Origin of the sequence: Proteus sp. CD3 (assembly GCF_008808075.1) — a bacterium.
Taxonomy (GTDB): Bacteria; Pseudomonadota; Gammaproteobacteria; order Enterobacterales; family Enterobacteriaceae; genus Proteus; species Proteus appendicitidis.
Genome location: NZ_CP019686.1, coordinates 1,728,812 through 1,754,057, shown reverse-complemented (window position 1 = coordinate 1,754,057; position 25,246 = coordinate 1,728,812). Strand labels below are relative to the sequence as shown.

The 25,246-nt window shown below is 34.7% G+C and carries 21 protein-coding genes; 15 read left to right on the top strand and 6 right to left on the bottom strand.

From position 1 onward, the window contains the following. Window positions 1-15 precede the first annotated feature (15 nt). The 3 genes from BTA34_RS08020 to BTA34_RS08010 are packed head-to-tail and all read left to right on the top strand — an operon-like array spanning window position 16 to window position 1,848. Window positions 16-480, top strand: a complete 465-nt coding sequence (locus tag BTA34_RS08020; protein WP_151435205.1) for a phage tail protein — start codon at window positions 16-18, stop codon at window positions 478-480. Beyond that, window positions 480-1,577, top strand: a complete 1,098-nt coding sequence (locus BTA34_RS08015) for a phage late control D family protein (RefSeq protein ID WP_151435204.1) — start codon at window positions 480-482, stop codon at window positions 1,575-1,577. Before BTA34_RS08020 ends, BTA34_RS08015 begins: the two co-directional genes overlap by 1 nt. Window positions 1,578-1,629: 52 nt before the next feature. After that, complete coding sequence (locus tag BTA34_RS08010) at window positions 1,630-1,848, top strand: ogr/Delta-like zinc finger family protein (RefSeq protein WP_151435203.1); 219 nt, start codon at window positions 1,630-1,632, stop codon at window positions 1,846-1,848. A 46-nt stretch (window positions 1,849-1,894) separates the two neighbouring features. On the opposite strand, the gene BTA34_RS08005 is transcribed toward BTA34_RS08010, so the two are convergent. After that, window positions 1,895-2,098: a hypothetical protein gene (locus tag BTA34_RS08005; protein ID WP_109849530.1), complete on the bottom strand. Its 204-nt coding sequence runs from the start codon at window positions 2,096-2,098 to the stop codon at window positions 1,895-1,897. Window positions 2,099-2,361: 263 nt separating this feature from the next. On the opposite strand from BTA34_RS08005, the gene BTA34_RS08000 reads away from it, so the two are divergent. From BTA34_RS08000 to BTA34_RS07990, 3 genes are all read left to right on the top strand, one after another. After that, window positions 2,362-3,501, top strand: a complete 1,140-nt coding sequence (locus BTA34_RS08000; RefSeq protein ID WP_151435202.1) for an MBL fold metallo-hydrolase — start codon at window positions 2,362-2,364, stop codon at window positions 3,499-3,501. Between the two features lie 350 nt (window positions 3,502-3,851). Continuing rightward, on the top strand, window positions 3,852-4,844 hold the full coding sequence (locus tag BTA34_RS07995; protein ID WP_151435201.1) for an alpha/beta hydrolase family protein: 993 nt from the start codon (window positions 3,852-3,854) through the stop codon (window positions 4,842-4,844). A 162-nt stretch (window positions 4,845-5,006) separates the two neighbouring features. Beyond that, window positions 5,007-5,492, top strand: a complete 486-nt coding sequence (locus BTA34_RS07990) for a hypothetical protein (protein WP_265576305.1) — start codon at window positions 5,007-5,009, stop codon at window positions 5,490-5,492. 74 nt (window positions 5,493-5,566) lie between these two features. On the opposite strand, the gene BTA34_RS07985 is transcribed toward BTA34_RS07990, so the two are convergent. Genes BTA34_RS07985 through BTA34_RS07975 form a run of 3 tightly spaced genes read right to left on the bottom strand, consistent with a single transcriptional unit; the run spans window position 5,567 to window position 10,048 of the window. Continuing rightward, window positions 5,567-8,080 carry a PEP/pyruvate-binding domain-containing protein gene (locus BTA34_RS07985; protein WP_151435199.1) on the bottom strand — a complete coding sequence of 838 codons (2,514 nt, stop codon included), beginning with the start codon at window positions 8,078-8,080 and terminating at the stop codon, window positions 5,567-5,569. Next, the gene (locus BTA34_RS07980) at window positions 8,064-8,924 is read right to left on the bottom strand and encodes a phosphatase PAP2 family protein (RefSeq protein ID WP_265576304.1); all 861 of its coding nucleotides are present in this window, start codon (window positions 8,922-8,924) and stop codon (window positions 8,064-8,066) included. The genes BTA34_RS07985 and BTA34_RS07980 overlap by 17 nt, the downstream gene beginning before the upstream one ends. 14 nt (window positions 8,925-8,938) lie before the next feature. Continuing rightward, on the bottom strand, window positions 8,939-10,048 hold the full coding sequence (locus tag BTA34_RS07975) for a 1-acyl-sn-glycerol-3-phosphate acyltransferase (protein ID WP_151435197.1): 1,110 nt from the start codon (window positions 10,046-10,048) through the stop codon (window positions 8,939-8,941). 143 nt (window positions 10,049-10,191) lie between these two features. Here BTA34_RS07975 and BTA34_RS07970 point away from each other — a divergent pair, with 143 nt between their 5' ends. The 4 genes from BTA34_RS07970 to BTA34_RS07955 all read left to right on the top strand — a co-directional run bounded on the left by BTA34_RS07970 (window position 10,192) and on the right by BTA34_RS07955 (window position 14,714). Beyond that, the gene (locus BTA34_RS07970; RefSeq protein WP_151435196.1) at window positions 10,192-10,677 is read left to right on the top strand and encodes a GNAT family N-acetyltransferase; all 486 of its coding nucleotides are present in this window, start codon (window positions 10,192-10,194) and stop codon (window positions 10,675-10,677) included. A gap of 193 nt (window positions 10,678-10,870) precedes the next feature. Beyond that, window positions 10,871-11,779, top strand: a complete 909-nt coding sequence (locus tag BTA34_RS07965; protein ID WP_151435195.1) for an AEC family transporter — start codon at window positions 10,871-10,873, stop codon at window positions 11,777-11,779. 120 nt (window positions 11,780-11,899) lie between these two features. Next, window positions 11,900-13,198 carry a hypothetical protein gene (locus tag BTA34_RS07960; protein WP_151435194.1) on the top strand — a complete coding sequence of 433 codons (1,299 nt, stop codon included), beginning with the start codon at window positions 11,900-11,902 and terminating at the stop codon, window positions 13,196-13,198. A 64-nt stretch (window positions 13,199-13,262) separates the two neighbouring features. After that, window positions 13,263-14,714: an AMP nucleosidase gene (locus BTA34_RS07955; RefSeq protein ID WP_151435193.1), complete on the top strand. Its 1,452-nt coding sequence runs from the start codon at window positions 13,263-13,265 to the stop codon at window positions 14,712-14,714. Between the two features lie 109 nt (window positions 14,715-14,823). Here BTA34_RS07955 and BTA34_RS07950 read toward each other — a convergent pair whose 3' ends face one another. Both BTA34_RS07950 and BTA34_RS07945 read right to left on the bottom strand, forming a co-directional pair. After that, window positions 14,824-15,816 carry a tyrosine-type recombinase/integrase gene (locus BTA34_RS07950; protein WP_151435192.1) on the bottom strand — a complete coding sequence of 331 codons (993 nt, stop codon included), beginning with the start codon at window positions 15,814-15,816 and terminating at the stop codon, window positions 14,824-14,826. A gap of 339 nt (window positions 15,817-16,155) precedes the next feature. Next, window positions 16,156-17,190, bottom strand: coding sequence for an isoaspartyl peptidase/L-asparaginase family protein (locus BTA34_RS07945; protein WP_151435191.1), 1,035 nt, complete (start codon window positions 17,188-17,190; stop codon window positions 16,156-16,158). 863 nt (window positions 17,191-18,053) lie between these two features. Here BTA34_RS07945 and BTA34_RS07940 point away from each other — a divergent pair. The 5 genes from BTA34_RS07940 (at window position 18,054) to BTA34_RS07920 (ending at window position 25,245) form a co-directional block, all read left to right on the top strand. Beyond that, on the top strand, window positions 18,054-19,127 hold the full coding sequence (locus BTA34_RS07940; RefSeq protein ID WP_151435190.1) for an HlyD family secretion protein: 1,074 nt from the start codon (window positions 18,054-18,056) through the stop codon (window positions 19,125-19,127). Between the two features lie 8 nt (window positions 19,128-19,135). Then, window positions 19,136-21,892, top strand: a complete 2,757-nt coding sequence (gene rbbA, locus BTA34_RS07935) for a ribosome-associated ATPase/putative transporter RbbA (RefSeq protein WP_265576326.1) — start codon at window positions 19,136-19,138, stop codon at window positions 21,890-21,892. Continuing rightward, window positions 21,893-23,020: an ABC transporter permease gene (locus BTA34_RS07930; protein WP_151435188.1), complete on the top strand. Its 1,128-nt coding sequence runs from the start codon at window positions 21,893-21,895 to the stop codon at window positions 23,018-23,020. A gap of 347 nt (window positions 23,021-23,367) precedes the next feature. Beyond that, window positions 23,368-23,571: a hypothetical protein gene (locus tag BTA34_RS07925; protein WP_151435187.1), complete on the top strand. Its 204-nt coding sequence runs from the start codon at window positions 23,368-23,370 to the stop codon at window positions 23,569-23,571. A gap of 369 nt (window positions 23,572-23,940) precedes the next feature. Further along, the gene (locus BTA34_RS07920; protein ID WP_151435186.1) at window positions 23,941-25,245 is read left to right on the top strand and encodes an insecticidal delta-endotoxin Cry8Ea1 family protein; all 1,305 of its coding nucleotides are present in this window, start codon (window positions 23,941-23,943) and stop codon (window positions 25,243-25,245) included. Window position 25,246 lies beyond the last annotated feature (1 nt).

Below are 25,246 nucleotides of genomic sequence, written 5' to 3'. Positions count from 1 at the left end.
AACGAATAAACGGCAATGATGGCAACACTTGGGGTATTTGTGTTTGAGTTACGCACAGTACCTTATCAATCTCTACAAAAACAACAAACGTGGCGACATGGTTTTACTCAACGTGTCGCACGCCGACCGGCACAACAATTTATTGGCCCTGATACTGATGTGATCACTTTATCGGGAGCGCTTTATCCCTCATTAACCGGCGGTAAAGTGTCGTTGTTGGCATTGGAATTAATGGCGGATAGTGGTAAAGCGTGGTCGTTTATTGATGGTACGGGCACCATTCACGGCATGTTTGTGATCACCGATTTACAACGCACCCACACCGAATTTTTCCAAGACGGCGCCGCCAGAAAAATTGATTTTTCGCTGACATTAAAACGGGTGGATGACTCTATCAGCCAGATGTTGGGGGATTTAAGCGACCAATTAGGCATGATGGCCAATGGTGCCGGTGAAGCGATGAAAGGGGTTTTATCATAATGTTGCCAGAAATGATCACCGGTAAAAGTAGCACACCGGCTTTCGTGTTAATTGCCGGTGACGAAGATATCAGCGCCAAAATTCAAGGGCGATTAATTTCGCTTTCATTAACGGATAATCGGGGCTTTGAAGCTGACCGGCTTGATATTGAGTTAGATGATTCTGACGGCGCATTAATGATGCCAAAGCGGGGTGAGGTGTTAACCTTACATCTTGGTTGGCAGGGTGAAAATCTTATTCATAAAGGCTCGTTTACGGTCGATGAGATAGAGCATTCAGGTGTACCGGATAAAATGACATTGCGCGCTCGTAGTGTGGATTTTAGGGCAACACTCAATGTTCGCCGTGAAATGTCGTATCATCAAAAAACATTAGGCGATATCGTGAGAACCATTGCAGGGCGTAATAATGTCACGGCGGTGGTTGATCCTGGTCTTGATACAGTGAAGATTGAACACATCGACCAGACCAATGAGTCAGACGGCAGTTTTTTAACGCGCTTAGGGCAATTAAATGGTGCCACCGCCTGTGTTAAAAACGGGAGTTTGCTGTTTATGGTGCAAGGGGGCAATACCACCGTCAGTGGTCAAGCATTACCTCTAGTACAAATCACCCGCAGTGTGGGGGATGGACACCGTTTTTCATTAGTCGATAGAGGTGCTTATACTGGCGTGACTGCCAATTATTTAAATACCCGTAAGCCACAAGAAAAAACACAGTCACAAATTCGCCGTAGAAAACCGACTACCGATAAACCGAAAAAAGAAGAAGAGAAACAAGGGGAGTACCTTGTTGGTGAAGAAGGTAATGTGATGGTGTTGTCTCACACTTACGCAAGTAAAACCAATGCCGAACGTGCCGCGAAAGCCGCGTGGGAAAAAATACAGCGGGGCGTTGCCTCTTTTAGTATTACCCTTGCGAAAGGGCGAGCGGATCTCTTTCCTGAATTACCGGTACAAGTCAGCGGATTTAAACCTGAAATTGATGAAGCCTATTGGACGTTGGTCACGGTGAGTCATTCCCTGAACAATAGCGGATTTACCACCTCGTTAGAATTAGAAGTTAAAAGCAGTGATATAGATATGGATAAGGAATAGTGCCTGTGTATAATTACAGGTAATTTCCACATCATAAAGAGGTAACCCGTTTATGATGATTTGTCCTGTTTGTGGTCATGCCGCGCATACTCGTAGTAGTCAGCAAATATCTTCCGATACCAAAGAACGTTATAACCAGTGCCAGAATATCAATTGTGGCGCAACGTTCGTCAGCCATGAAACCGTAACGCGGTTTATTTCAAAGCCTCAATTGATTGAGCGAGTAGAGCCACATATTGATAAGTATTGTCAGCAGGTGTTAGCGATTTGATGAAAATGCCCGGAATGTTCCGGGCGTTGTTTATATCTGAAATGTTCTATTTTTTCTTTGTCTCACTTTCATCAGTACAAACTCGTTTTGATTTACTTGTGCTTCCATCATTACAAATAAATTTACCATTCTCACAGTGAGATACACCGCCTTTTTTACCAGAACAAGGGTAGTTTTGAGCTGATACAGTATTTATTGAAAACAAGCTGAGAAGTGTAATTATTAGGGTGGAAATAATAACTTTGTTCATTACAAATATTCCTGTCAGTAAGGTTATTTGAGATAAGTTGAAGAGTTATTATTGTAGTATAAATTTTGCATGTTGGAGATGGAGTGTTATCAATATACTTGTACGAAATTACTTTTAACATTAAATTTTTCTAATTTTATTTTGTTACTATTAGATACAAATACTAATAATAAAATTTAAATATCTTGATAGGAGTCTATTAATTTTCATTAAAATCCATGTACGCTAAATAGATATTAATATCTTATTTGGAACAGAAAAATATGATGATAAGAACATTTCACCCTATTGGGCAAGGTGCATTTTATACAGAGGAATTTGATAATTTCACCTTTGTTTATGATTGTGGCACAGATACAGATGGTAAAAAGAGAATAGAAAAATATGTAAGTAATCATTTTGATATAAATGAGGAAATAAATTTTTTATTTATATCCCATTTTCATAGAGATCATATTAATGGACTGGAATATTTACTTTCAAAATATACTGTCAAACGTATTTTTATTCCTCAGTATGATATTTATGAGCGAGTAATTGAGCTTTTTAATACAAGTAATGAAGGCGATTATGAAAAAATAGACATTAACTTATTCGATAATAAATTAATTTTAGATCCTATTGAAACAATAAAATCTATATCAATAGATACAGAAGTAACTTTAGTTAGACATGACTATGGTGATAGTATCATTGAAGATGATATCAATGATTATGAAGTATCTCCAGATAACTATCTGAATAGTGGTGAAATGTTGTCTTCTCCAATTCCTAATTGGATATTTATTCCTATTAATTATAAGGATAAATCTCGATCACATGTATTTAGTGAAGAGCTTAAGAAGTTAAATATTGAATTTAGAAATACTGATGATTTTGTTAAGGTCTGGAGTAGAAAAGATAAAAGAAAGAATGTCATTAACACATTCAGGGATTTATCATATAGTCCAAATGAAAACTCAATGGTGGTGTATTCTGGCTCTAGTATAAATAATTATTCATTTAGTAAAATTAATCATATTTCTCTCACTGAAAAAGAAATCGAAGAAGATGAAATTAATTTTGAAAGAAATGTTTTGGGAATGAATGAAAGTAGTTGTATATATTTTGGTGATTATGAGGCTAAAAATAAAGGTGCATTGGAATTAATTAAGAATAGATTGAAAGAGTATTATAACTCTGTTTGTACTATTCAAATACCTCATCATGGTTCATTTGAAAATTATAGTAAAGACATAAACGAAAGACATAACATCTATTCTGTTATCTCGTATGGAGAAAAAAATAGGCATGGCCATCCTAGCCCATGTACAAGAAAGCTTATTGAAAAAAATGCTGGTATTTTGTTCGAAGTTACAGAAAAACCATCAACAATATTACGTTTTTTTATAGATGAAAGATAACTTAAATCACAATTACATATTGAAAAGCATTCAAAATAAAAAAGCCTCTCTTGCAAGAGGCTTTCCGAAATGTGGTCAATATGTGGACATTGACGCTGATTAAATCCTTTTATATCAATCTATTAAATCAGTATAAAAAGCCTCGCTTAGCGCATTTGATTACTTAATTCGCACCAGTGCAAAATAAGCAAATTATCGTTAAAAAAATTAATTATTTTATATTGCTTAAAGCATCTCAATTGAGATGCTTTTTTCTGCATTAGTTCCTACTTGCCTTAAAATCCTATTCATCAACTCTAAACAACCTATGTTATTATCACGCAAAATTAATAATCTATAGGGAAGTTGATATGAATATAAATAAAATGTGTTTTAAACAGGTTATTCCTGCGCTACTTTTTTCTCTGCTATGTGCTAGCTCTTTTTCTGTTAATGCAGATATTGAAGTTCGTGATGAAAGCTTATTTGAAGCGCATCAGCGCTTTAAAACCGAAATTATAAACGACAGTTTTGATAATATTGATCCGCCTTGGGAAGCACCGGCAGAAATATTTAATGTGATTAAATATCCGGCAAAACCGGGAGATATGTATGCCTATTTAACACCACCTCCAGCAAATAAAAAAACGAAATTACCTGCTGTGATTTGGTTAAATGGAGGCTATGGCGGAATTGGTGGTGACGATTATTTTTGGCAACCTAAACCGGTTGATAATGACCAGACAGGCGCTACTTTTCGTGATCCTAATATGGTGTTGATGATCCCATCTTTCCGAGGTGAAAATACCAATCCTGGTCGTTATGAAATGTTTTATGGCGAATTAGAAGATTTAGAATCAGCGAGAGAATATTTAGCATCACTGCCTTATATTGACTCTAAACGTATCTATGTTGTTGGGCATAGTACGGGGGGAACACGGGCATTATTAGCGAGTGAATATAGTGATAAATTTAGAGCTATTTTTTCCTTGGGCGGAATACCTGATCTTAAATTAAGGGCTGAAGGTGATATGATAGTTGAATTGCCTTTTGATAGAAATAACGAAGAAGAGTTTAATGTCCGCTCTGTTTATCGCTATATTAAATCAATAAAAACACCAACGTTCTATTTTGAAGGACGTGACTATTTTTGGAATGAGTTTAATGAACTACGAGCAGTTGCAATGGTGCATGATATTCCATTAAAAATATATAGCATTAAAAATGGTGACCATTTCAATATTATTGTGCCTGTCAGTAAATTAATTAAAGATAAAATCTTGTTAGATACTGATACGACAAAAGAAAGTAATATTCGATTCACTAATGAAGAGATTAAATGGGTCAATAAACAAGTTCGATAATAATTTAATTTATATTTGAAGAAATTTATTTTAATAATTCGCCCTTTTATTTAATTGATAAAAGGGCGATTTTTTCATCTAAAAGTCAATACATTATTTTGAGAAAGATATTAAGTGTATTATGATAAAAAGATTACTATTTAAAAAATGAAGGGATTTATTATGCAAGCTAAACTTGCTTATCAATGGAAACAACAAAGACGTGGGAGACTCTCTTTTTTAGGTCTAGAAATTGCTTGGTCAATTTTCTTTTTTATTGCAGAAAACTTAGCTGATCGATGGTATATAGAGCTTTATCCCGAAAATATCGAGTTAATTACTGAAAATTATTTTTACTATCAATTTTCTTTTACATCATATGGTCTAATGGAAATAGTGTTTCTAATAGTACAAGTCTACATATTTACACTTATTTTATCCCAACGAATAAGAGATATAGGTATAGGCTATCCTGTTATTATTTCACTTATTTTAACGGCTAGTCCTATTTTCTTAACACCATACTTGTTATTTAATGCACCATCTATGTTCATAGTGTGGATTTCTATTTTATTAATAACTGGGCTGGTTGCTTTATTAGCACCATCCGCTTATAAAGTTGATATTAATAAAGACTCAAAAGAAAATAATAGTGAAATAAATAACTAAAAAGTAAGTAAATTAAGCAGAAAAAGCATCTGTTAGATGCTTTTTCTGCTTAATAGGCATTATTTATCTAATAATCAAGATAAGATCTCTATAATACCTTTTTGCCCATCAACCCTTACTTTTTGCCCATTCTTTAATATATTTAGAACATTACGTACTCCCATGACTGCGGGCAATCCTAATTCTCTAGCAGTAACCGCACCATGAGATAATGGCCCACCACTTTCTGTAATAATGCCAGATGCACGATAAAAGAGGGCTGTCCAAGCAGGGTTAGTTGTTCTTGCAACTAAAATAGCATTCTGCGGAAATTCAGCAAAATTCTCTGGGCCATAAACCAGATAAACTTCATCTTCAACAATACCGGCACTACCAGCTAGCCCCTTTAATTGATGCTCATTTGTATTTAGCGCATTACAACTATCCTCACCATAGATCCATTGTGGTGTGACTGATTTTGCTTTTAGATATCCAGCCTTATTTTGATATATATGATGACGTAACTGATTCCAATCAGTGGGATTATCTGCAAGAATTGCATCAGCTAAAGGTTTTTCATTAGCAAAATAAATATCCATTGGGCAATCTAAGACGCTACGAATAACCAATCGTTCTCCTAATGCTTTTAGCCCGCGACGCATAGGTAGGGCTAATCGAGTTGTTTGATAATGCTCTAAGTCATCAAGTGCAGTATAAACTCGAGCTAATCGAATAATCTCTTGTAAGAAAAAGCGTAACTCTTCAGGTGCATCAGAGATAATTGAAAATTCTGTTTCTGACTGCAGAATTTTTTTACCTAGTGGATCATCAGTTTGTTTATCATCTGCTAAGTCTGCCATTGCTTTAATTTGAGTTAATACAATATGTGGGGCATCTAACCAAGTAGGATGATATGCATCAAAATCTAATTCTCTATGGCCATGATTAGCTAAGAATAAAGTAAATTGTTGGTGAAAATGAGGATCACATGCCTCAATTTCTTGCATAATACTTTCAGGGACAATGGATGTTATAAGTTTTAGCAGTTGAGGGTGCTGACGCACATAACGAGAAAGCGTCCAGAGTTCCGCATTCACTTGTCCTGTTTTAGTTTCAGACATAGCAATTAAATTATCGAACGCGGTATGTGCATATTTTTCTTCTTTAAAGAAGAGTTTTAACAATGCCATCAATGCGGAATAGAGTGAGCGTTGAGTTAACGATATGGCAATATTAGGTAAAAAGTAATCAGCACCTAACTTATTAATTCTTTGCACATAATCCCATAATTGAGGCAAGCTTTTATCTTGCAATGGTTCATTCATCAATGCACCAATAGAGATTAAATATTTATCTAAGTCACGCATCCAAGTAATAGGCAATTCCTGCACCCAACTGAATTTTTGTGCAATTTCGGGCAAAGATTTTAATAGGGTAGGTAAATCATTCATCATCGATGTAGGGAGACGATTACTATACAAGGAAACCGCATTTTGGTTGCCATAAATATAATAATCTTGCATCCCGAACCATTTACCATTAAATGAAGGAAGCCCCATAAGATTAAGGCTAAAGTTTAATGATGAATGAAAACCAGCTTCACACATATCCCATGTTAATGGCGTGATAGGATTAGGGAACCTTTCTGCCGATTCTTCTCTTGTCCATATAGGGGCGATTTGTGTCACATTGCGTGATTGCAAAAGCCACAATTTTCCATCATGAAATGCCCATTCTATATCTTGTGGAAAATCAAAATATTTTTCCGCTGAAATAGCAAGTTCCGCAACTTGTTTGCATTGTTCTGCTGTCAATGAAGATATGGACTGTTGGGCAGATCTGAGAGGTAAGATTTTAGTACCATTATCAACCATAACAATGGCATTTATTTTTTGAGCAATCGTTTCTTGTTTTAACGCGAAACTTTTTCTATCAATAATAAATTCATCAACAGGATCTTCACCAGCAACGACGGTTTCACCTAATCCAAATGCGGCATTAATTAATACAGTTGAAAGAGAGCCTTGAACCGGATCAACAGAAAAAGCGACACCTGCCGCTTCATTTTCTTGGACGTTAATCATTCTTTGTAACACAACAGCCATCGATGCTTGAGTATGGGGTAAATTTAAATGCTGACGATAGAGCATAACGTGTGTGTGCCATAAAGATGCATAACATTGGCGAATAGCATCTAATAAATTAGGCAACGTTTTAATACCTAATATAGTATCGTGTTGCCCTGCAAAGGCGGCTCCTGGCATATCTTCTAATGTCCCAGAAGATCTTACGGCCAACGCAGTATTATTTAATTGAAGCTCATTTAATTTTGAACTTAAAGAATGAATTAAGTCCTCTGGCATAGGTGATTGTAAAATTAAGTGGCGAATATTTTTACTAACAGCTTCAATTTCTTGCTTTTTTTCTGATAATAAGCGGCTAATTTCAGGTAGTAATGGTGTGATAAATAACTGATAAGCTTGGCAAGACAGAATTAAACCATCAGGAACAGGCAATGACTGAATTGTTTTTGCTAAACTCGCGCCTTTACCCCCACTAATAGAGACTTCAGAAGCAATAGGCTCGTTAATTTTATAAATGAGTTCCATATTCGACCTTATTATTTTTACAAGTGATGTAAAGCACTAATAATGCAAGTAATGCACCGACAATAACATCAATGCCGTAGTGGTAATGCAAATAGACAGTTGCCAAAACAAGTCCTATTAAGATAGGAGACAAACAATACGCTATTTTTCGATAACCTGAAAAATAGAAAAAACCAACAATATAAAGCGTGATCCCTGTATGTAATGAAGGAAAAACATCCATTCCTGTAATTCCTTTATCAACAAGATCAGTTAGAAATAATGTCATGGCACCAGAGTAAACAGGGTAGTTAAAATCAGAAGGAAAAGCAGAGTAAGGACCCGCCGCAGGGATAGCGAAGTAACCAATAAAGCCCCAAAAATACATTAGTATTAAGCCGAAAAAATAGTTTTTAGTTAGTATGCTATTTCGGCTAAAAAAGAAGAAAAGGGCGCTGCCAATAATTAAAAAGTAGAAACTAAAATAGCAAAAAGAGAGAAATTCACTTAGCCAACCAGACTGTAAAGAGATTGCCCATTCTGGCAAACTTTTTCCAAACCATAAGAATTTGTCTAGATTATATAAGATGTTATCAAAACTCCATTGGTATAAACCATAGCGAATCGATTTAAACAGAGGAAATATAGTCCAACAAACGATCAGTTGTAATAAACCAAACCAATAGAATCTAGAATGAGAGGTAGTTTGTTGTGTCTTATATCCAACAAAAATGAGCAATACCCATAAAAAGAAGCCTAAAAATATGGGGATCAACATTTCTGTCGCATTTGTCAACCAACTTCCATACGTTCCCAAGGCCCAAATAATAAACAGTTGTAGAGAAAATAAATGGTTAAAAAGCATCCTGGCTTTCGTGGTTAACATATTTGAGCGCCTTTCTTCCTTATTAAGATAAAACCGAATAGTGCACTGACTAAACTTATACCAATAAACATGGGGAAAAAGAATAGGAGTATGACTAAGATAGGGAGCCAAATTGCAGTTGCTATTGCGCCACCTAGTATTTTAAAAAAGCTAATAGTATTACGGGCATCAGCAAAATGAGATGCAACAAGTGAGGATAATAATATTGGAAATAAAATATACATAAATAAAAATGAAATATAACGCCAAATTAATAAAGAATATTGAGAATTATTTTCTATATACTGATTATCATTATTTGATTTAAATGGATTATTTTGATAATCAATAAAGGATTCAGCATAAGATTTACCATTCTTATTTTTATTAAAAGCATAGGAAGATGCTTTCTCAAAAATATCAATATTTGGACAATTAACAGAAATTTTATTTAGTGATGTAGAAACTTCTGTATGTATATTTTGCTCCCATTCTCTGATTGACAAATTACCTTTTTGTGAATTTATACAAATATTCTCACCAATATAAACTTCTACTTTTGAACTGAATTTATCTGGGGCTATATAAAACAATCCCATAGGAATAATATCAAAAACTACTCCCTCACTGATCAAGGTTCTAATAATCCTCGCGGCACCTCGTTGATAAGGCAATGGTTGGAAACCCCACTCACTACTGCCTTCTGGAAATAAAAGTAGATTACCACCTGCCTTTATATGTGCAATTGCAGCATCTGAAGGGCTTGAAAATATATTTGCTTTTATACCTAAACGTTGTCTATCCTTTTTCCTGACTACGGGAATACCCGTAAAAAAACTTCTCATTAAAGGACTATTCAATAATTGAATTGAAGCCAAAGCTTGAATGTTAGAAAATGCTTTTAATACAATGTAACCATCAAAAGCACTGTTCCGATGACTACATAGAATTAACTTTGGATGTGTATTTTCAGCTTGAGATCTACTATGGTAAATAAGTGAGACTTTGGAAAAGTAGATTTCTCTAATTGCACTCGAGATGAAGCGATAATAAAAAGGAAGTGGAGAACCAGCAACAAAAGAGGAGGTTTTTTTTATTGATGAAGGCAATATTGAATTAAACATGAGATTTCCTTACATTATTCCTTCTTCAAAAACATATCACGCTCTTAAAAAAAGTAACACTAAAAAATTAAAATTTAAAAAGCATTATTAGAATAAATTATTTCACTAATTTGAGGCTGTTAATTCTAATGAATAAGATGGAAATGAGTATGATTCAACTTAGACTCGCTGAACCACAGGAAGCCAAAAGATTGTGGTATTTACGAAATCAAGCACTGCGATTTGGTTGTGAGAATGTTTATCCATCAGAGATTTTAGCCGCTTGGACTCCTGATGAAATGCCTGAAGGATATCGGCAAGCTATTATTGATAATCCATTTTATGTGATTGATTATAAAGAATATAATATTCCTGTTGCTTCGGGTTTTTTAGATGTTAAAACGGGTTTTGCTGAAGCTATTTTTACATTACCTGAATATATGGGGAAAGGATTCGCTGGACTAATTTTAAAACAACTTAAACATGAAGCAATTAAGAGAGGGCAATCTAAGTTATTTTTAGATGCAACACCTAATGCGGTATTATTTTATTTAAAGCAGGGTTTTAAAGCATTAGAAGAACGTGATTATTATTCTGATTTAGCGAAAGCAAATTTGCATTGTTACCGCATGTACATTGATTTAGATTAGTTGTTTGTATTTTAACCATCTTAAAAGGATGGTTTTTATAATAGACTAATAATAAAAAAAGCTATTCTTAAAATGCGGTATAAATTTATTTTTATCATTTTTTGAATTAGCTTTTATATTAAATAACATGAAATAGCAATTTGTATAATGTTGCGATATTGTAAAGTATCACAATATCTCTAGGATAAATATTATGCAAAATGTGTTATTAACGTTATGGCCGTTATTTGCGTTAATTGCGCTAGGTGCAATTTTAAGAAAAAATAAAACGTTTGAGCCTGCGTTTTGGGTGGGGGCTGAAAAATTAAATTATTTTTTACTTTTTCCCGCTTTACTAATTAATAGTTTGGCAAATGCACCTTTATCTGATCCTCAATTACCTCACTTAGCTGGGGCTATTTTTTCTGTAGTCATTATTGTCACTATTTTGTGTGTTATTTTGAAAAAGATAACAGGTTGGTCTGCTGGGCGCTTTGGAGCAATCGTTCAAGGCAATATTCGATTTAACACCTATTTAGGTTTAGCCATTGTCGCTGATTTATTTGGTGTTGAAGGTTTGGGGATCGCCGCCTTGATATTAGCAACACTGGTTCCTCTATCAAATGTCACTTCAGTACTTTGTTTAACCGCAGGGCAAAATGTGACTTTGCGTCAATTGATATTTCCTATCATAAAAAACCCTTTAATTATCTCTTGTGTTATTGGGATCATAATAAATCTGTCAGGAATGGGGCTTCCTTTTGGTAGCGATCAATTTCTTAAATTGCTAGCAGCAACCAGCTTACCCTTGGGGCTTATTTGTATTGGTGCGGCATTACATTTATCAACACTAAAAGCAGAAAGTAAAATGATTAGTATTAATACGATTACTCGTTTACTTATTGTGCCAATAATCGCCTATAGTGTCGCCTACTTTTTAGGTTTATCATCACTTGTTACAATACTTCTCGTTATTTTCTTTTCTATTCCAACTGCTCCTACTTCTTATATTCTAACCAGACAATTAGGCGGGGATTCTGAACTTATGGCGGGGATCATTACTTCTCAAACAATGTTTGCTGCGATTACATTACCTATTATATTAAGCTTTTTATCATCTTGATTTCTAAAAGCATGTATTTATATGAAAATATTTATTAAAAATAAAGTCGTTTCTTTATATTAAAATTTTATTTTCTTTCTTATATTTACTCTTTATTGATTTTTTATGGAGTAAATAATTATGATTATAAATGTTTCAAATGCAAAAATAAGCCAAGAAAAGCTAACTAAACTAGAGGATACTCATAAACCATCTAGTGTAATGAGTATTTGGGAAAAAATAAAAGATTGGCTAGGGTTGAGTAATGAAAAAAAAGTACTGACACTTATACGTGATATCTATTTTGATAAAGATATATCTATTATAGATAAAAATAAGTATTTTTTTGAATTGCGTAACTTAGCTTATGGGCAATATAAAAACAACTTTAAACTTAATGTGGTTGATGATCATATCGTTTATAAAATTAATTTTCAAGATGGCTACATAGCTACTGAATTCGACATCAAACCTTTTTTCGAGAGTATAGAAAATAAATTGAATCTTAATTTGAAAAATTATGGAAATGAAGACTTGGAAAGCTTCATTAATAACTATTCGAAGTTATCAGCCATAAAAAATGATAATGTAAATTATGAAGAAAAATTTATCGCTTTTAGAGCGACTCTTATGGAATGCATTGATAATAAAAATAAAAGTGATCGATTTTATATTGATGAGTTTAATAAAAAAACATCATTTGGAGAAAAGTTAGAATACTTAAACAACAATAGAAAAACTTATTCTGTTGAATTAGATAGTGCTAAATTAATTTCTAATTTGACTGATGCAGTGTGTGTCTCAAAAAGTGATAATTATAATAAATTGATAAATATGGTGAAAATTGATATACCAAGATATTCATTAAAATATAATGGTGAGAATATAACCAGTATTATGTCATTAGATAAAAAATTAGAAAATTTAAATAGAGATGACAAGATGTTTATTTTTGAATTATTGAATCAGGGTGTTTTCCAAATAATAAAAAATAGTTTCGAAAAATATGACCCTATCGCGACTATGTATTCACCGATTGATGGACGTATGAATGTCGATATAGAAAGTAATGACAATAAATATACTATAACTGTAAAATATAGTAATGATATTACAGAGGAAAATATTGAGAAGATAAATTCATTATATAGCTATATTATCAATAGCTTTGATAGAGACACTATGGACTTATACGCTGAAAATTTTACAGAGGGAACATTAACCAAAGAAAAAATGGATAAGGCATTAGGTAAATACTCTAATGAATTAAACAAAAGAATGGATAATTTTATTGGGGATAAATTTAATTATGAACAAAAAAGGTTTAATTTATTAACAGAATGTATAAATCTTCAATTTGAATTCAATCCTAATGCAGTAAAAAAACTGACCGTTATTCCTGAAAAAAGTAAAATTGAATATGACTTGTTAAAATCTTAATTGGGCTAAACAGAGCTTCTTGCTATCATGTAGACAGACCAATAATAAACAAGAGGCTCTTTTTATGCCACAACCTCATAACCTAGAAATTCAAAGAATTATTAATGAGTTAAAACAACAATATCAAAATGCTGTTGATGCATTACGCAATGCCATTATTGCTTATGTTCAAGATGGAAAATTACCAGATATAAAACAAAGAGCTGAAGGGATATTTGCTTACCCTCAATTAACTGTACATTGGTATGGTGAAGTTAAAACAGAAGATAAAACGCGTGCTTATGGTCGATTATCAAAATCAGGTAATTATTCTACCACGATTACTAATCCGGCTTTATTTGAAAATTATCTGTCAGAACAACTGCAACTTATTGCTGATGCTTACCATGCCACTTTTGAAGTAACTGCTTCAAAACAAGAAATTCCTTATCCTTTTGTCATTGATGGAACAGGCATTGGCTTTGATAGAAAGATGAGTGCCTCTTTAGCAAAATATTTTCCAACAACTGACTTGTCTAAAATCGGTGATGAAATTACCGACGGCTTAATTTGTGATAGGGAAGTGTTGCCACTTTCTCATTTTGATGCATTGCGTACTGATTTTTCACTGGCGCGTTTAAAACATTATACAGGTACATTACCTGAAGACGTTCAGCCATATATTTTATACACAAATTATAATCGTTATGTTGATGAGTTTGTTCGTTGGGCTTGCGAACAAGTTGCAGATAAGAATAGCGCATATTGCGCACTCTCTTGTGCGGGGTTTCAGCAAATTACGGCAGAAACGGTTGATCCTGAAAAGTTAATTTCTGATTTAACTTGGAAGAAATATCAAATGCCAGCTTATCACTTAATTGCTAAAGAAGGTCCCGGAATAACATTAGTCAATATTGGTGTTGGCCCTTCAAATGCGAAAACAATTTGCGATCATTTAGCGGTTTTACGTCCTCATGTTTGGCTAATGATTGGTCATTGTGGGGGATTACGTGAGAGCCAGCAACTTGGTGATTATGTATTAGCTCATGCTTATTTACGTGATGATCATATTTTAGATGACGTTTTACCTCCTGATATTCCTATCCCAAATATTGCTGAAGTACAACGAGCACTTTATGATGCTACGAAGATGATCAGCGGTAAACCAGGGCATGAAATAAAACAGAGATTAAGAACAGGAACTGTTGTTACAACGGATGATCGCAACTGGGAATTACGTTTTTCCGTTTCAGCGAGAAGATTTAACTTAAGTCGCGCCGTCGCTGTTGATATGGAAAGTGCCACAATTGCTGCTCAAGGTTATCGTTTTCGCGTTCCTTATGGCACTTTATTGTGTGTATCAGATAAACCGTTACATGGTGAAATTAAATTGCCTGGTCAGGCTAATCATTTTTATGAAGGTGCGGTATCAGAACATCTGCAAATTGGTATTCAAGCGATTGAGCTATTAAAAGAAGAAGAAGATAAATTACATTCTCGTAAGTTAAGAACGTTTAACGAACCACCTTTCAGATAAACCACAACAAAATAACAGTAAAATAACAGCAAAATAGTATGTTATAAAAATAAGCTTAATTTAAATACCCAATTTAATTTATTAAATTGGGTATTTTTCAGAGTAAAAACTAAAAACGTAAATGTCGAGCCGCTTTTCTTAGTCGATCATCTCCACGTCTATCATAACGCTGAGTTGTCATAATACTGGCATGTCCCATAGCATCTTTTACCGTGACAATATCTTCACCGTTATCAAGCATTGCTGAAGCAAAGGTTCTTCTCAAATCATGGGGAGCAAATTTATCAATACCACTTTCTTGTTGGCGTATTTCTAAAATATAGTAAATCGCTTGGTCTGTTATTCGCTCATCAGTAACATCATCGAACCGACGAATTCGAGTAAAAAGGGCGCCATCTTGAGTACCTCTTATTTCATCGATCCATAATTGAACACGATCCCAAGTATCATCAGGCATATAAGACATGCGTTCTTTATTACCTTTACCTCTGACAATAAAGGCTTGATCACGAAACTGAATATGTTCGTAATTTAGAGCCACAATTTCTGAGCGACGCAATCCACAACCTAATAGCACACCTAATATTGCGGCATCCCTTAAACCTTTCGATGAATTGTCTTTTTCACAACTTCTAAATAACGCACGAATTTCACTACTAGTTAGCGCTCGACCTTTGGGTAACCGACTTCCTCTTACTGATTTAACTTGGCGGATATGCTGATAACTTTCAGTATCCATTTGTTTCATTGCCCAAGCTTCTAAAGCGACACCTTTTAATGCGGCAAGATAAGTATTGATAGTGGCAGGAGCTTTATTGGCATCAGACAACATATCAATAATTGCTTGAATATGGTGACGACGAAGTGCTCCCCATTGGCAATTTTTAAGAGAAGAGAAACCGATCATCTTAGCAACAATAGTTAGAAACGATCCCATTGTTTGACGACTACGTTTTGAACCTAAACTCATTAAATATGCCATTGCAGGATTAGTATGAGCAGGCGAGGTGAATGTTGCATTCAGATCCAATATTGCTTGTTTTTCAGGCAAGACTAGCGATGTTTCAGGCGTTAAATCCTGATCGTCGTGGTGAAATTCCACTGTGATTTCCTTATTAAATCAACATAACCATGATGAATATTCTAACAGATCCAAAAAAGAAAAAAGCTACTTTTTCAAAGGATCATTTTAATAAGTAGAAATGATCTTGTTTATTTCCTCACCAATAAGGTTGTTTGGTGAGCTTTTTTGGGGTAAATAACAGTCAAATCGAACTAAGGAAAAAATGAGGTAAATAGCGTTAAGAAAAAGAGTAGGGAATAAGACGGGTAAAAGGGAGTTTATATGGTTTTCGCACCCAAGATTTTCATCTTTTATTGATTTAAAAATAATGAAGATAACGGCAAAAATTGAGTGCGAAATAATCAATGGTTATTTAAATTACTCTTTATAAATTGCGACAACAGGTTTTCCATCATTACCAATTGTGCCACGATACATGCCTTCAGAATTAAAACTCATTGTGTAGTTACCTGTTTTATCTAATACGATAACACCGCCACTACCATCAATCGCTTTAACTTCATCAAGTGCATTTTGAGCTGCTTCTTCTAAAGGTAAATTTTTATATTTAACTTGGGCTGCGATATTAAATGCCGTTAATGTTCTGATAAACATTTCACCAGATCCTGTTGCAGATACAGCAACGGTTTCATTATCAGCATAATTACCCGCACCTATAATTGGGGAATCACCAACTCGACCATAACGCTTATTTGTCATTCCTCCCGTAGAAGTTCCTGCCGCCAAGTTGCCATGTTGGTCAAGAGCGACTGCACCCACGGTGCCATATTTATAATCGTACATCATAGGATCAACAAAAAGAGCTGCTGTTTTACCATCATGATCTAAAACGACTTGTTCTTTTTCTATTGCTTTTTGAAGTTGTTGCCAACGATGTTCAGTTCTAAAATAGGAAGGGTCAACAATAGTAAGCCCTTGTTCTTTAGCAAAAAGATCAGCACCATTAGAAACCATCATAACATGTGGGCTTTTTTCCATTACAGCAATGGCTGCGTTAATTGGATTTTTAACCGTAGTTACACCCGCAACAGCGCCAGCTTTACGAGTTTTGCCATCCATAATAGAAGCATCAAGTTCATTACGACCATCATGGGTAAAAACGGCACCTTTCCCCGCATTAAATAATGGCGAATCTTCCATGACATTAATGGATTTTTGAACTGCTTCTATGCTGGTGCCTCCACTATTTAAAACAGCATATCCAGCATTTAATGCCTCGGTTAGTTTTTCTTTATATTCTTTTTCTTGTTCTGGCGTAATGGTGTCTTTAGTGATTGTTCCGGCACCACCATGAATGACAAGGCGAATAGGGGGATTGTTATTTGCGAAAACAGTGGTAGCAAACAGAGTGCAAAGTGTCATTGTGGCGAGTTTATACTTAATATTATTCATATAACCCTTCTTATTTTTAATTAAAATTGACGTGGTATCATCATATGGATATTACGATCTTGATCTTAAATTCTAATTAATTGCATCAACGTACTTTGATAACTAACTGCAATAATCACTATATAAAAAGTTTAAGGCATAAGTGGTCTGAACACTCAACTTTCTTTTTAATTTGTCGATCTTTATCATGTAATAGGTGGTTGTTATTATTGTTTTTATTTATTTTAAATAGATAAATCAAAGTGTTACGTGTTTTTAATGTTTCTTGATTAAATGAAAGGAATAAATATAAAACGTAGCTAATAGTGTTTTTTTAAAAACAAAAATAATAATGCTATTTTTATTTTTTGTTTTTATTTTATATGATGAAATTTAAAATATAAAATTTATTAAATGATATAAAAAATACAATTTTTATCATTTTAAATTAGGTAATAATTCAGTTATGAATTGAAATTTCATCATAATGTTAAGTGTTACTTTAATATTGATTAATATGTAATAACTCAATGTTACTATTTCATTTGTATTTTAATGTAACGAAAACAGGTTTTCTATATACAATTTGTGTGGTTCCTCGAATAATCAAAAATAGATGGTGGATTATGTGATAAAAGTACTACATTAATTTGAGTTAAGGCTCTATTATAATAACATAATATTTATAATTCATAAGGTTAGCATCTAATATTTTGTTTTTTTATAGTGAGTGCATTAGCTTTATCAATACAAATGAACTATTTTTAAATATAAATAAAAAATAAAAATTTAAGACGTCTCATTATTTAACTATTTTCTTACATACAGCGGATAAACATATTTTTGGTATTCTTTTATGGCTAAAGGAAGGTTAAATAATTTATATGAAAAATCAAAAAAAGAGTCGTTTTTTTGTTTATAGCATCATTCTCATCGCGGTTGTTGTCGCGGGAATTTTTTGGTGGAAATCTCAAGCGCCAACTCTTCCTTCAGGATTTGCTCAAAGTAATGGGAGAATAGAAGCAACCGAAATTGATATTTCAACAAAGAGCCCGGGAAGAATAGACTCTATTTTAGTTCAAGAAGGTGATTTTGTTAAAGCGGGTGAAGTGTTAGCAAGCATGGACACTCGAACCCTTAAAGAACAACTTCATGAAGTTCAAGCTCAATTAAACCAAGCAAAAAGCAGTGTGGTCACTGCACAATCAGCATTATCACAACGTAAAAGTGAACAACTTGCAGCTCAAGCAGTTGTTCGTCAACGTATTGCAGAACTTGATGCTGCACAAAAAAGGCTTAATCGTTCTCGTGCATTAGTAAAAACTAATGCTATTTCTATTCAACAATTAGATGATGATATTGCAAGAACAGAAGGCGCTAGAGCGGCAGTTGAAGCCGCTAAAGCTCAAGAAACCGCAACGATTGCAGCAATAGAATCAGCTAAAGCGGGGATCATTCAAGCTAATACAAAAGTGGATGCTGCAACGGCAACCGAAAGACGCATTTTGGCGGAATTGGATGACAGCATTTTAAAAGCACCGCGTAATGGTCGAGTTCAATATCGTGTTGCAGAGCCAGGTGAAGTTTTAGGTGCTGGCGGTCGTGTATTAAATATGGTCGATCTAAGTGATGTTTATATGACGTTCTTTTTACCAACAGAAGCTGCTGGTAAAGCGGCATTAGGAAGTGAAGTTCACATTATTTTAGATGCGGCACCTCATATTGTTATTCCTGCAAAAACAACCTACGTTGCTAGTGTCGCTCAATTTACACCAAAAACTGTTGAAACTGATAATGAACGATTAAAACTCATGTTCCGTGTAAGAGCGCGTATAGCACCTGAATTACTTGAAAAACACCTTGAATATGTAAAAACAGGTTTACCGGGTCGTGCTTATATTCGTTTAGATAATAACCAATCTTGGCCAACTGATTTAGAGGTGAAATTACCGCAATGAGTCAAACAATGAGAACGCAAAGTCATTCTCATATCATTGAATTGACTCATGTATCCCAACATTATGGCGATACCAAAGCGCTTGATGATGTGACATTGGCTATTCCTGCTGGAAAAATGGTCGGGTTAATTGGTCCAGATGGCGTAGGGAAATCGAGCTTGATTTCTCTTATTGCTGGTGCGAGAGAAATCCAAACTGGGCAAATAATTGTTTTAAACGGTGATATGAATGATGTTGAACACCGAAGAGCCGTTTGTCCTCGCATTGCTTATATGCCTCAAGGATTAGGTAAAAACCTTTATCACACACTTTCTGTTTTTGAGAACGTTGATTTCTTTGGCCGTTTATTTGGTCAATCCAAACAAGAGCGTGCAGAACGCATAAATGACTTACTTGAAAGTACCGGTTTAGCACCGTTTCGTGATAGACCCGCTGGTAAACTTTCTGGGGGAATGAAACAAAAACTGGGTTTATGTTGTGCGCTTATTCATGATCCAGAATTACTTATTCTTGATGAGCCTACTACTGGGGTTGACCCATTATCACGAGCGCAATTTTGGGAATTAATTAATCGTATACGTAAGCGTCAAAAAAATATGAGCGTATTAGTTGCGACCGCTTATATGGAAGAAGCTGAGCGTTTTGATTGGTTAGTTGCTATGGATGCCGGAAAAATATTAGCAACAGGCCATGCCGATGAATTAAAAGCCCAAACCCATACTGATGAACTAGAAGCTGCTTTTATCGAGTTATTGCCAGAAGAGAAAAAGAAAGATCACCAAAAAGTGATTATCCCTCCAAGAGATAAAAGTGACGATGATACTATCGCCATTGAAGCGCAAGATTTAACTATGCGTTTCGGACAATTTGTTGCCGTAGACCATGTAAGCTTTCGTATTCCTAAAGGGGAAATTTTTGGATTTTTAGGATCGAATGGTTGTGGTAAATCAACCACCATGAAAATGCTAACAGGTTTACTCGAAGCGAGTGAAGGGCGAGCTTGGTTATTTGGTCAAGAAGTTGATCCTAAAGATATCGAAACGCGTCGCCGTGTTGGTTATATGTCTCAAGCATTTTCACTTTATAGTGAATTGACTGTACGACAAAACCTTGAATTACACGCCAAACTTTTTCATATTCCAGAAGAGGAAATTCCTCAACGTGTTAAGGAAATGAGTGAGCGTTTTAATTTAACTGAGGTTGAAGAAATAATGCCTGATGGTTTGCCGTTAGGTATTCGTCAGCGTTTATCACTTGCAGTCGCGGTTATCCATAAACCTGAAATGTTGATATTGGATGAACCGACTTCAGGAGTGGACCCCATTGCGCGAGATATGTTCTGGAACTTGATGGTTGACCTATCAAGACGTGACGGTGTCACTATTTTTATCTCAACTCACTTTATGAATGAAGCAGCGCGTTGCGACCGAATGTCGCTGATGCATGCTGGTAAAGTATTAGTCACAGATACACCTGCAAATTTAGTTAAAAATAGCCAATTTGATACGCTTGAAGAAGTCTTTATTGATTACCTTAAAAAGGCATCTGGAGAACAAGAAACACCTGAACTTGATGAAAAAAGCCTACAACTTCCTGCATCTAGCCATGAAAGTGCAGAAAAAGCATTAAAGCAGCGATTTAGCTTACGGCGTTTATTTAGTTATAGCATTCGTGAAGGTATGGAATTGCGCCGAGATCCGGTACGCCTTACTTTAGCGCTATTAGGTACGGTGATCCTGATGTTTATTATGGGTTACGGTATTAGTTTGGATGTTGAAAATCTACGCTTTGGTATTATGGATAGAGATAAAACAGGGTTAAGTCAGGCATATAGCCAAAACCTTTCAGGCTCTCGCTATTTTATTGAAAAAGCGCCTATCACCGATTATGACCAACTGGAAAAGCGGTTACGTAGTGGTGATATTACAGTTGCGATTGAAATTCCGCCTAATTTTGCGCGGGATGTAGCCAAAGGTCACACTGTAAAAATAGGTGTTTGGATTGATGGTGCAATGCCTAATCGGGCTGAAACTGTTCGCGGTTATATTCAGGCAATGCATACAACATGGATGCTTGATATGGCTATGCGTCAACCCACTAATGTGGTTGATAAATTGTCACCTATTAATATCGAAACCCGTTATCGTTATAATCCTGATGTAAAAAGTTTACCCGCGATTGTACCAGCAGTTATTCCTCTTTTATTAATGATGATCCCCGCAATGTTAAGTGCGTTGAGCGTCGTTCGTGAAAAAGAGCTAGGTTCTATTATCAACCTTTATGTTACACCTATCACCAAAGCAGAGTTTTTATTAGGTAAGCAGTTTCCTTATATCTTATTGGGTATGTTTAACTTTTTCATGCTCTGTGCGCTTTCTGTCTTTGTGTTTGGCGTGAGTTTTAAAGGGAGTATGTTAACGCTTTCTTTAGGCGCATTACTCTATATCACTATTGCCACAGGAATGGGATTACTCATTTCTTGCTTTATGAAAAGCCAGATTGCCGCCATTTTTGGTACTTCAATTATTACCTTAATTCCGGCAACTCAATTTTCAGGAATGATTGACCCTGTTTCGTCACTGGAAGGTATAGGTAAATGGATAGGGCATATTTATCCTACATCTCACTTTTTAACTATCTCAAGAGGGACATTCTCTAAGGGATTAAACCTTTTTGATTTACCTTGGTCTTTTATTCCTTTGCTTATCACTATCCCAATTGTTATTGGGTTGAGTATCTTTTTCTTGAAAAAGCAGGAGGCTTAAATGTGGCGCACAATTCAAAATGTGTTTAATTTAGGCGTAAAAGAGCTACGCAGTCTCTCTCGTGATAAAGCGATGTTAGCGTTAATTGTGTTTGCTTTTACTGTGTCTATTTATTCATCAGCAACTGTGACACCCGGCTCGTTACATCACGCACCGATTGCTGTTGCTGATCAAGATAAATCACAGCTATCTGCACGTATTGTAAATAGTTTTTATATGCCTTATTTCTTACCTCCCGCTGAGATTACTCCTGAGCAAATTGATGGTTTGTTAGATAGAGGAACATATACCTTTGCACTTGATATTCCGCCTAATTTTCAGCGTGATCTCTTAGCTGGTCGGAAACCTGAAATACAAGTTAATATTGATGCAACAAGAATGAGCCAAGCTTTTTTAGGTAATAGCTATATTCAAAATATTGTAATGGGTGAAGCAAAAACCTTTTTAGCGAAAAATAGAACCAACGATCCACTGCCTGTTGATTTGGAAGTTAGAATGAGTTTCAACCCGAATCTAACACAATCTTGGTTTGGTTCTGTTATGGCAATTATCAATAATATCACTATGTTATCGATAGTATTAACGGGGGCTGCATTAATAAGAGAGCGAGAGCATGGCACCATTGAACACTTACTGGTTATGCCTGTAACGCCCTTTGAAATCATGCTTTCTAAGATATGGTCAATGGGATTGGTTGTATTATTGGCATCAGTTATGTCGCTGGTATTAGTCGTGAAATCTTTACTTCATGTGCCTATTGAAGGTTCTGTTCTACTATTTATGTGTGGTGTTGCTTTAAGCTTATTTGCGACAACTTCAATAGGTATTTTTTTAGGAACAATGGCTCGTTCAATGCCTCAATTTGGTTTATTGATGATTATGGTCTTGTTGCCATTAAATATGTTATCAGGAGGGATGACATCGCGAGAAAGTATGCCTCAGTTTGTACAGGATGTAATGCAAACAATGCCCACTACACACTTTGTTAGCTTAGCCCAAGCTATTTTATATCGTGGTGCTGACTTCTCGATTGTGTGGCCTCAATTCATTATCTTAATTGTTATTGGCTCGGTGTTTTTTTCATTAGCTTTATTACGTTTTAGAAAAACCATTTCGGCTATGGCCTAATAAATTTAAATATTAATCGATAAATTAACCTATTTTCTTCTATTATTAAATATAGAAGGAAATAGGTTTTTTATTAATTTAATTATTTAATGTTGGTGTTTTTACTTAACGATTAAATTTCATAAATAACATTCATGAAGGTAAATAATTCATTTAAGTCAAAGCGTTAAGTGAAATTCATTAATAAAGAATTTTATCCATTAATTGAATGACATAGTTTATATATTTTTATTGATTGAGTTAAATTTATTTTTAATAAGGCTAATTTTATGAGAATAATAAAGATATTAAAAAAAATAATAGGAGAAAGGAAATTTAATAAAGAATAAAAGATTGGCATAGATATAATGGATGTTAAACCAATTAGAGATAATTTGTTATTTGGGCATCAACGTTTTTTAGATAATAAAACGGGTTTAACAATAGATAGAAGTAAACAGCATTTTGTTTTTAATCCTGATGGTATTTTATCAAATAATAGACATACAGTCGGATATACACGCTTAGAATCACAACCTAATGGTATACAACAACTAAAGGTCAATCTGTGATACTCAAAGAGAACAGTAAAATGATGGTGGGCTTTTGGCTAACCAACAGCGCCCCTGATGATACCTTAATGCTAAGAGACTGCCCAAACGAAGCATAGACTATTTTTAGGAAAAGTCACTGAAACATAAGAAAATAATAGAAATAACTTGCGAAACTTTGCCTTGCGTTAGATTTATTACATTTCCCTTTGAAAAGTTATGTACATCCGCACCATAAAAGATAAGATTTTCTTATTGGTTTTAAATATAAGTTTTTCTTATTGGTTTTTAATTTATTAGCTTCTGGCAAGGGTGGAAGCTAATCGAGAGAAAATATATTAAATCACTCATTCTGTTTTTTTATCATTGCTATAACTTAAGAGGTTAAATATGTCATCTACACTTAAGCTTAATGATGGTTTATCTGATATCGGTTCGATAATACATTATGGTATCAGTCAGATCCCAGTGGTCGGAGGTGTACTAGGCACCATTTTTGGTCTTTTATGGCCAACAAATAAGGAAGATATATGGAGCACGATTAAACAGGAAGTACAAAACCTTATTAATGAAGATATTCAAGAGGACGACTGGAATCGCCTTGTGGCCGCAGTAAATGAGCTTCAGGATAAAGTATCATTTATCAATGAGCAGTTAATTAATGCCCAGTATGATACTGCTGGCCCTGAACTGATGACAGTAGTTGTAGATATAATTGGAATTGAAGAAAACTTCAAAATAAAAGGGACTAACTTCGAATATGCATTTGCTCCACTTTTTGTCGCCGCTATGAATTTAAAAATTGCCTTATATCTTGAAGGTATTAAATACTCTAATGAATTAGGATTAAGTCAAGATCAAGTTAATCAATTAAAGTCATTGCTTCAATCTGATGTTCAAAGCTCCAAGAGTTATTTATCTCCAATAAATTCGGCAATAGGCAGTACTTATCTTAACAATATACAGACCTACTTTAGTGTTAAGTTATATTATGAAACCAGCGTGTCTTTATTTAATGAACTATGGTCAGGGGATTATGAAGACTATAATGCGCCTGCACCGCTGGAAAATTACTACGTTCCAGTCATGGCAGCTGGATCTTTCTATAAGCTTATAAGCCTAGACGGGCAAAATTTCTCAGTGCCTATGGCATTTGCTGAAGTAGCTGATAACTCAATGATGCCTTCTACAAACATCCAGGGATCTTTATATCAGGACCCAACATCTTATCCAGATGGCTATATTAATTTTATCGATGTTTATACAGACCTGTCAGTGTCACATCGAACTACTGGGTTAATGTTTACCTGTAGTGGGTCTGATGAACAATATGAAATGGGTATGACGCCAAATAACAATTACTCATTTAATGTTGGACAAAACAAAATGAGTATTAATGCTGATGGTGGTGAGTTTATTAATCAGGTGTCCGTGAGAGCGGAATCTTTTGTTTCACAAATTCAGTTCACCACTAATCTTAATAATACAATGGTAGCAGGTCAGCATCCTGATGATGACTCTATACAAGAAGTCACTTTAGTCAGCCCATTTTCAATTAACTCCATGTATGTGGTTTCTGATGTTGCAGGATATATACAATCATCTGGCCATCAAATGTGTGGGATAGCGATTTCAGCAATATATAATAATGAACTCGCGATGCAATATGTCAGCAGTCTATATAAAAACAGTTAAG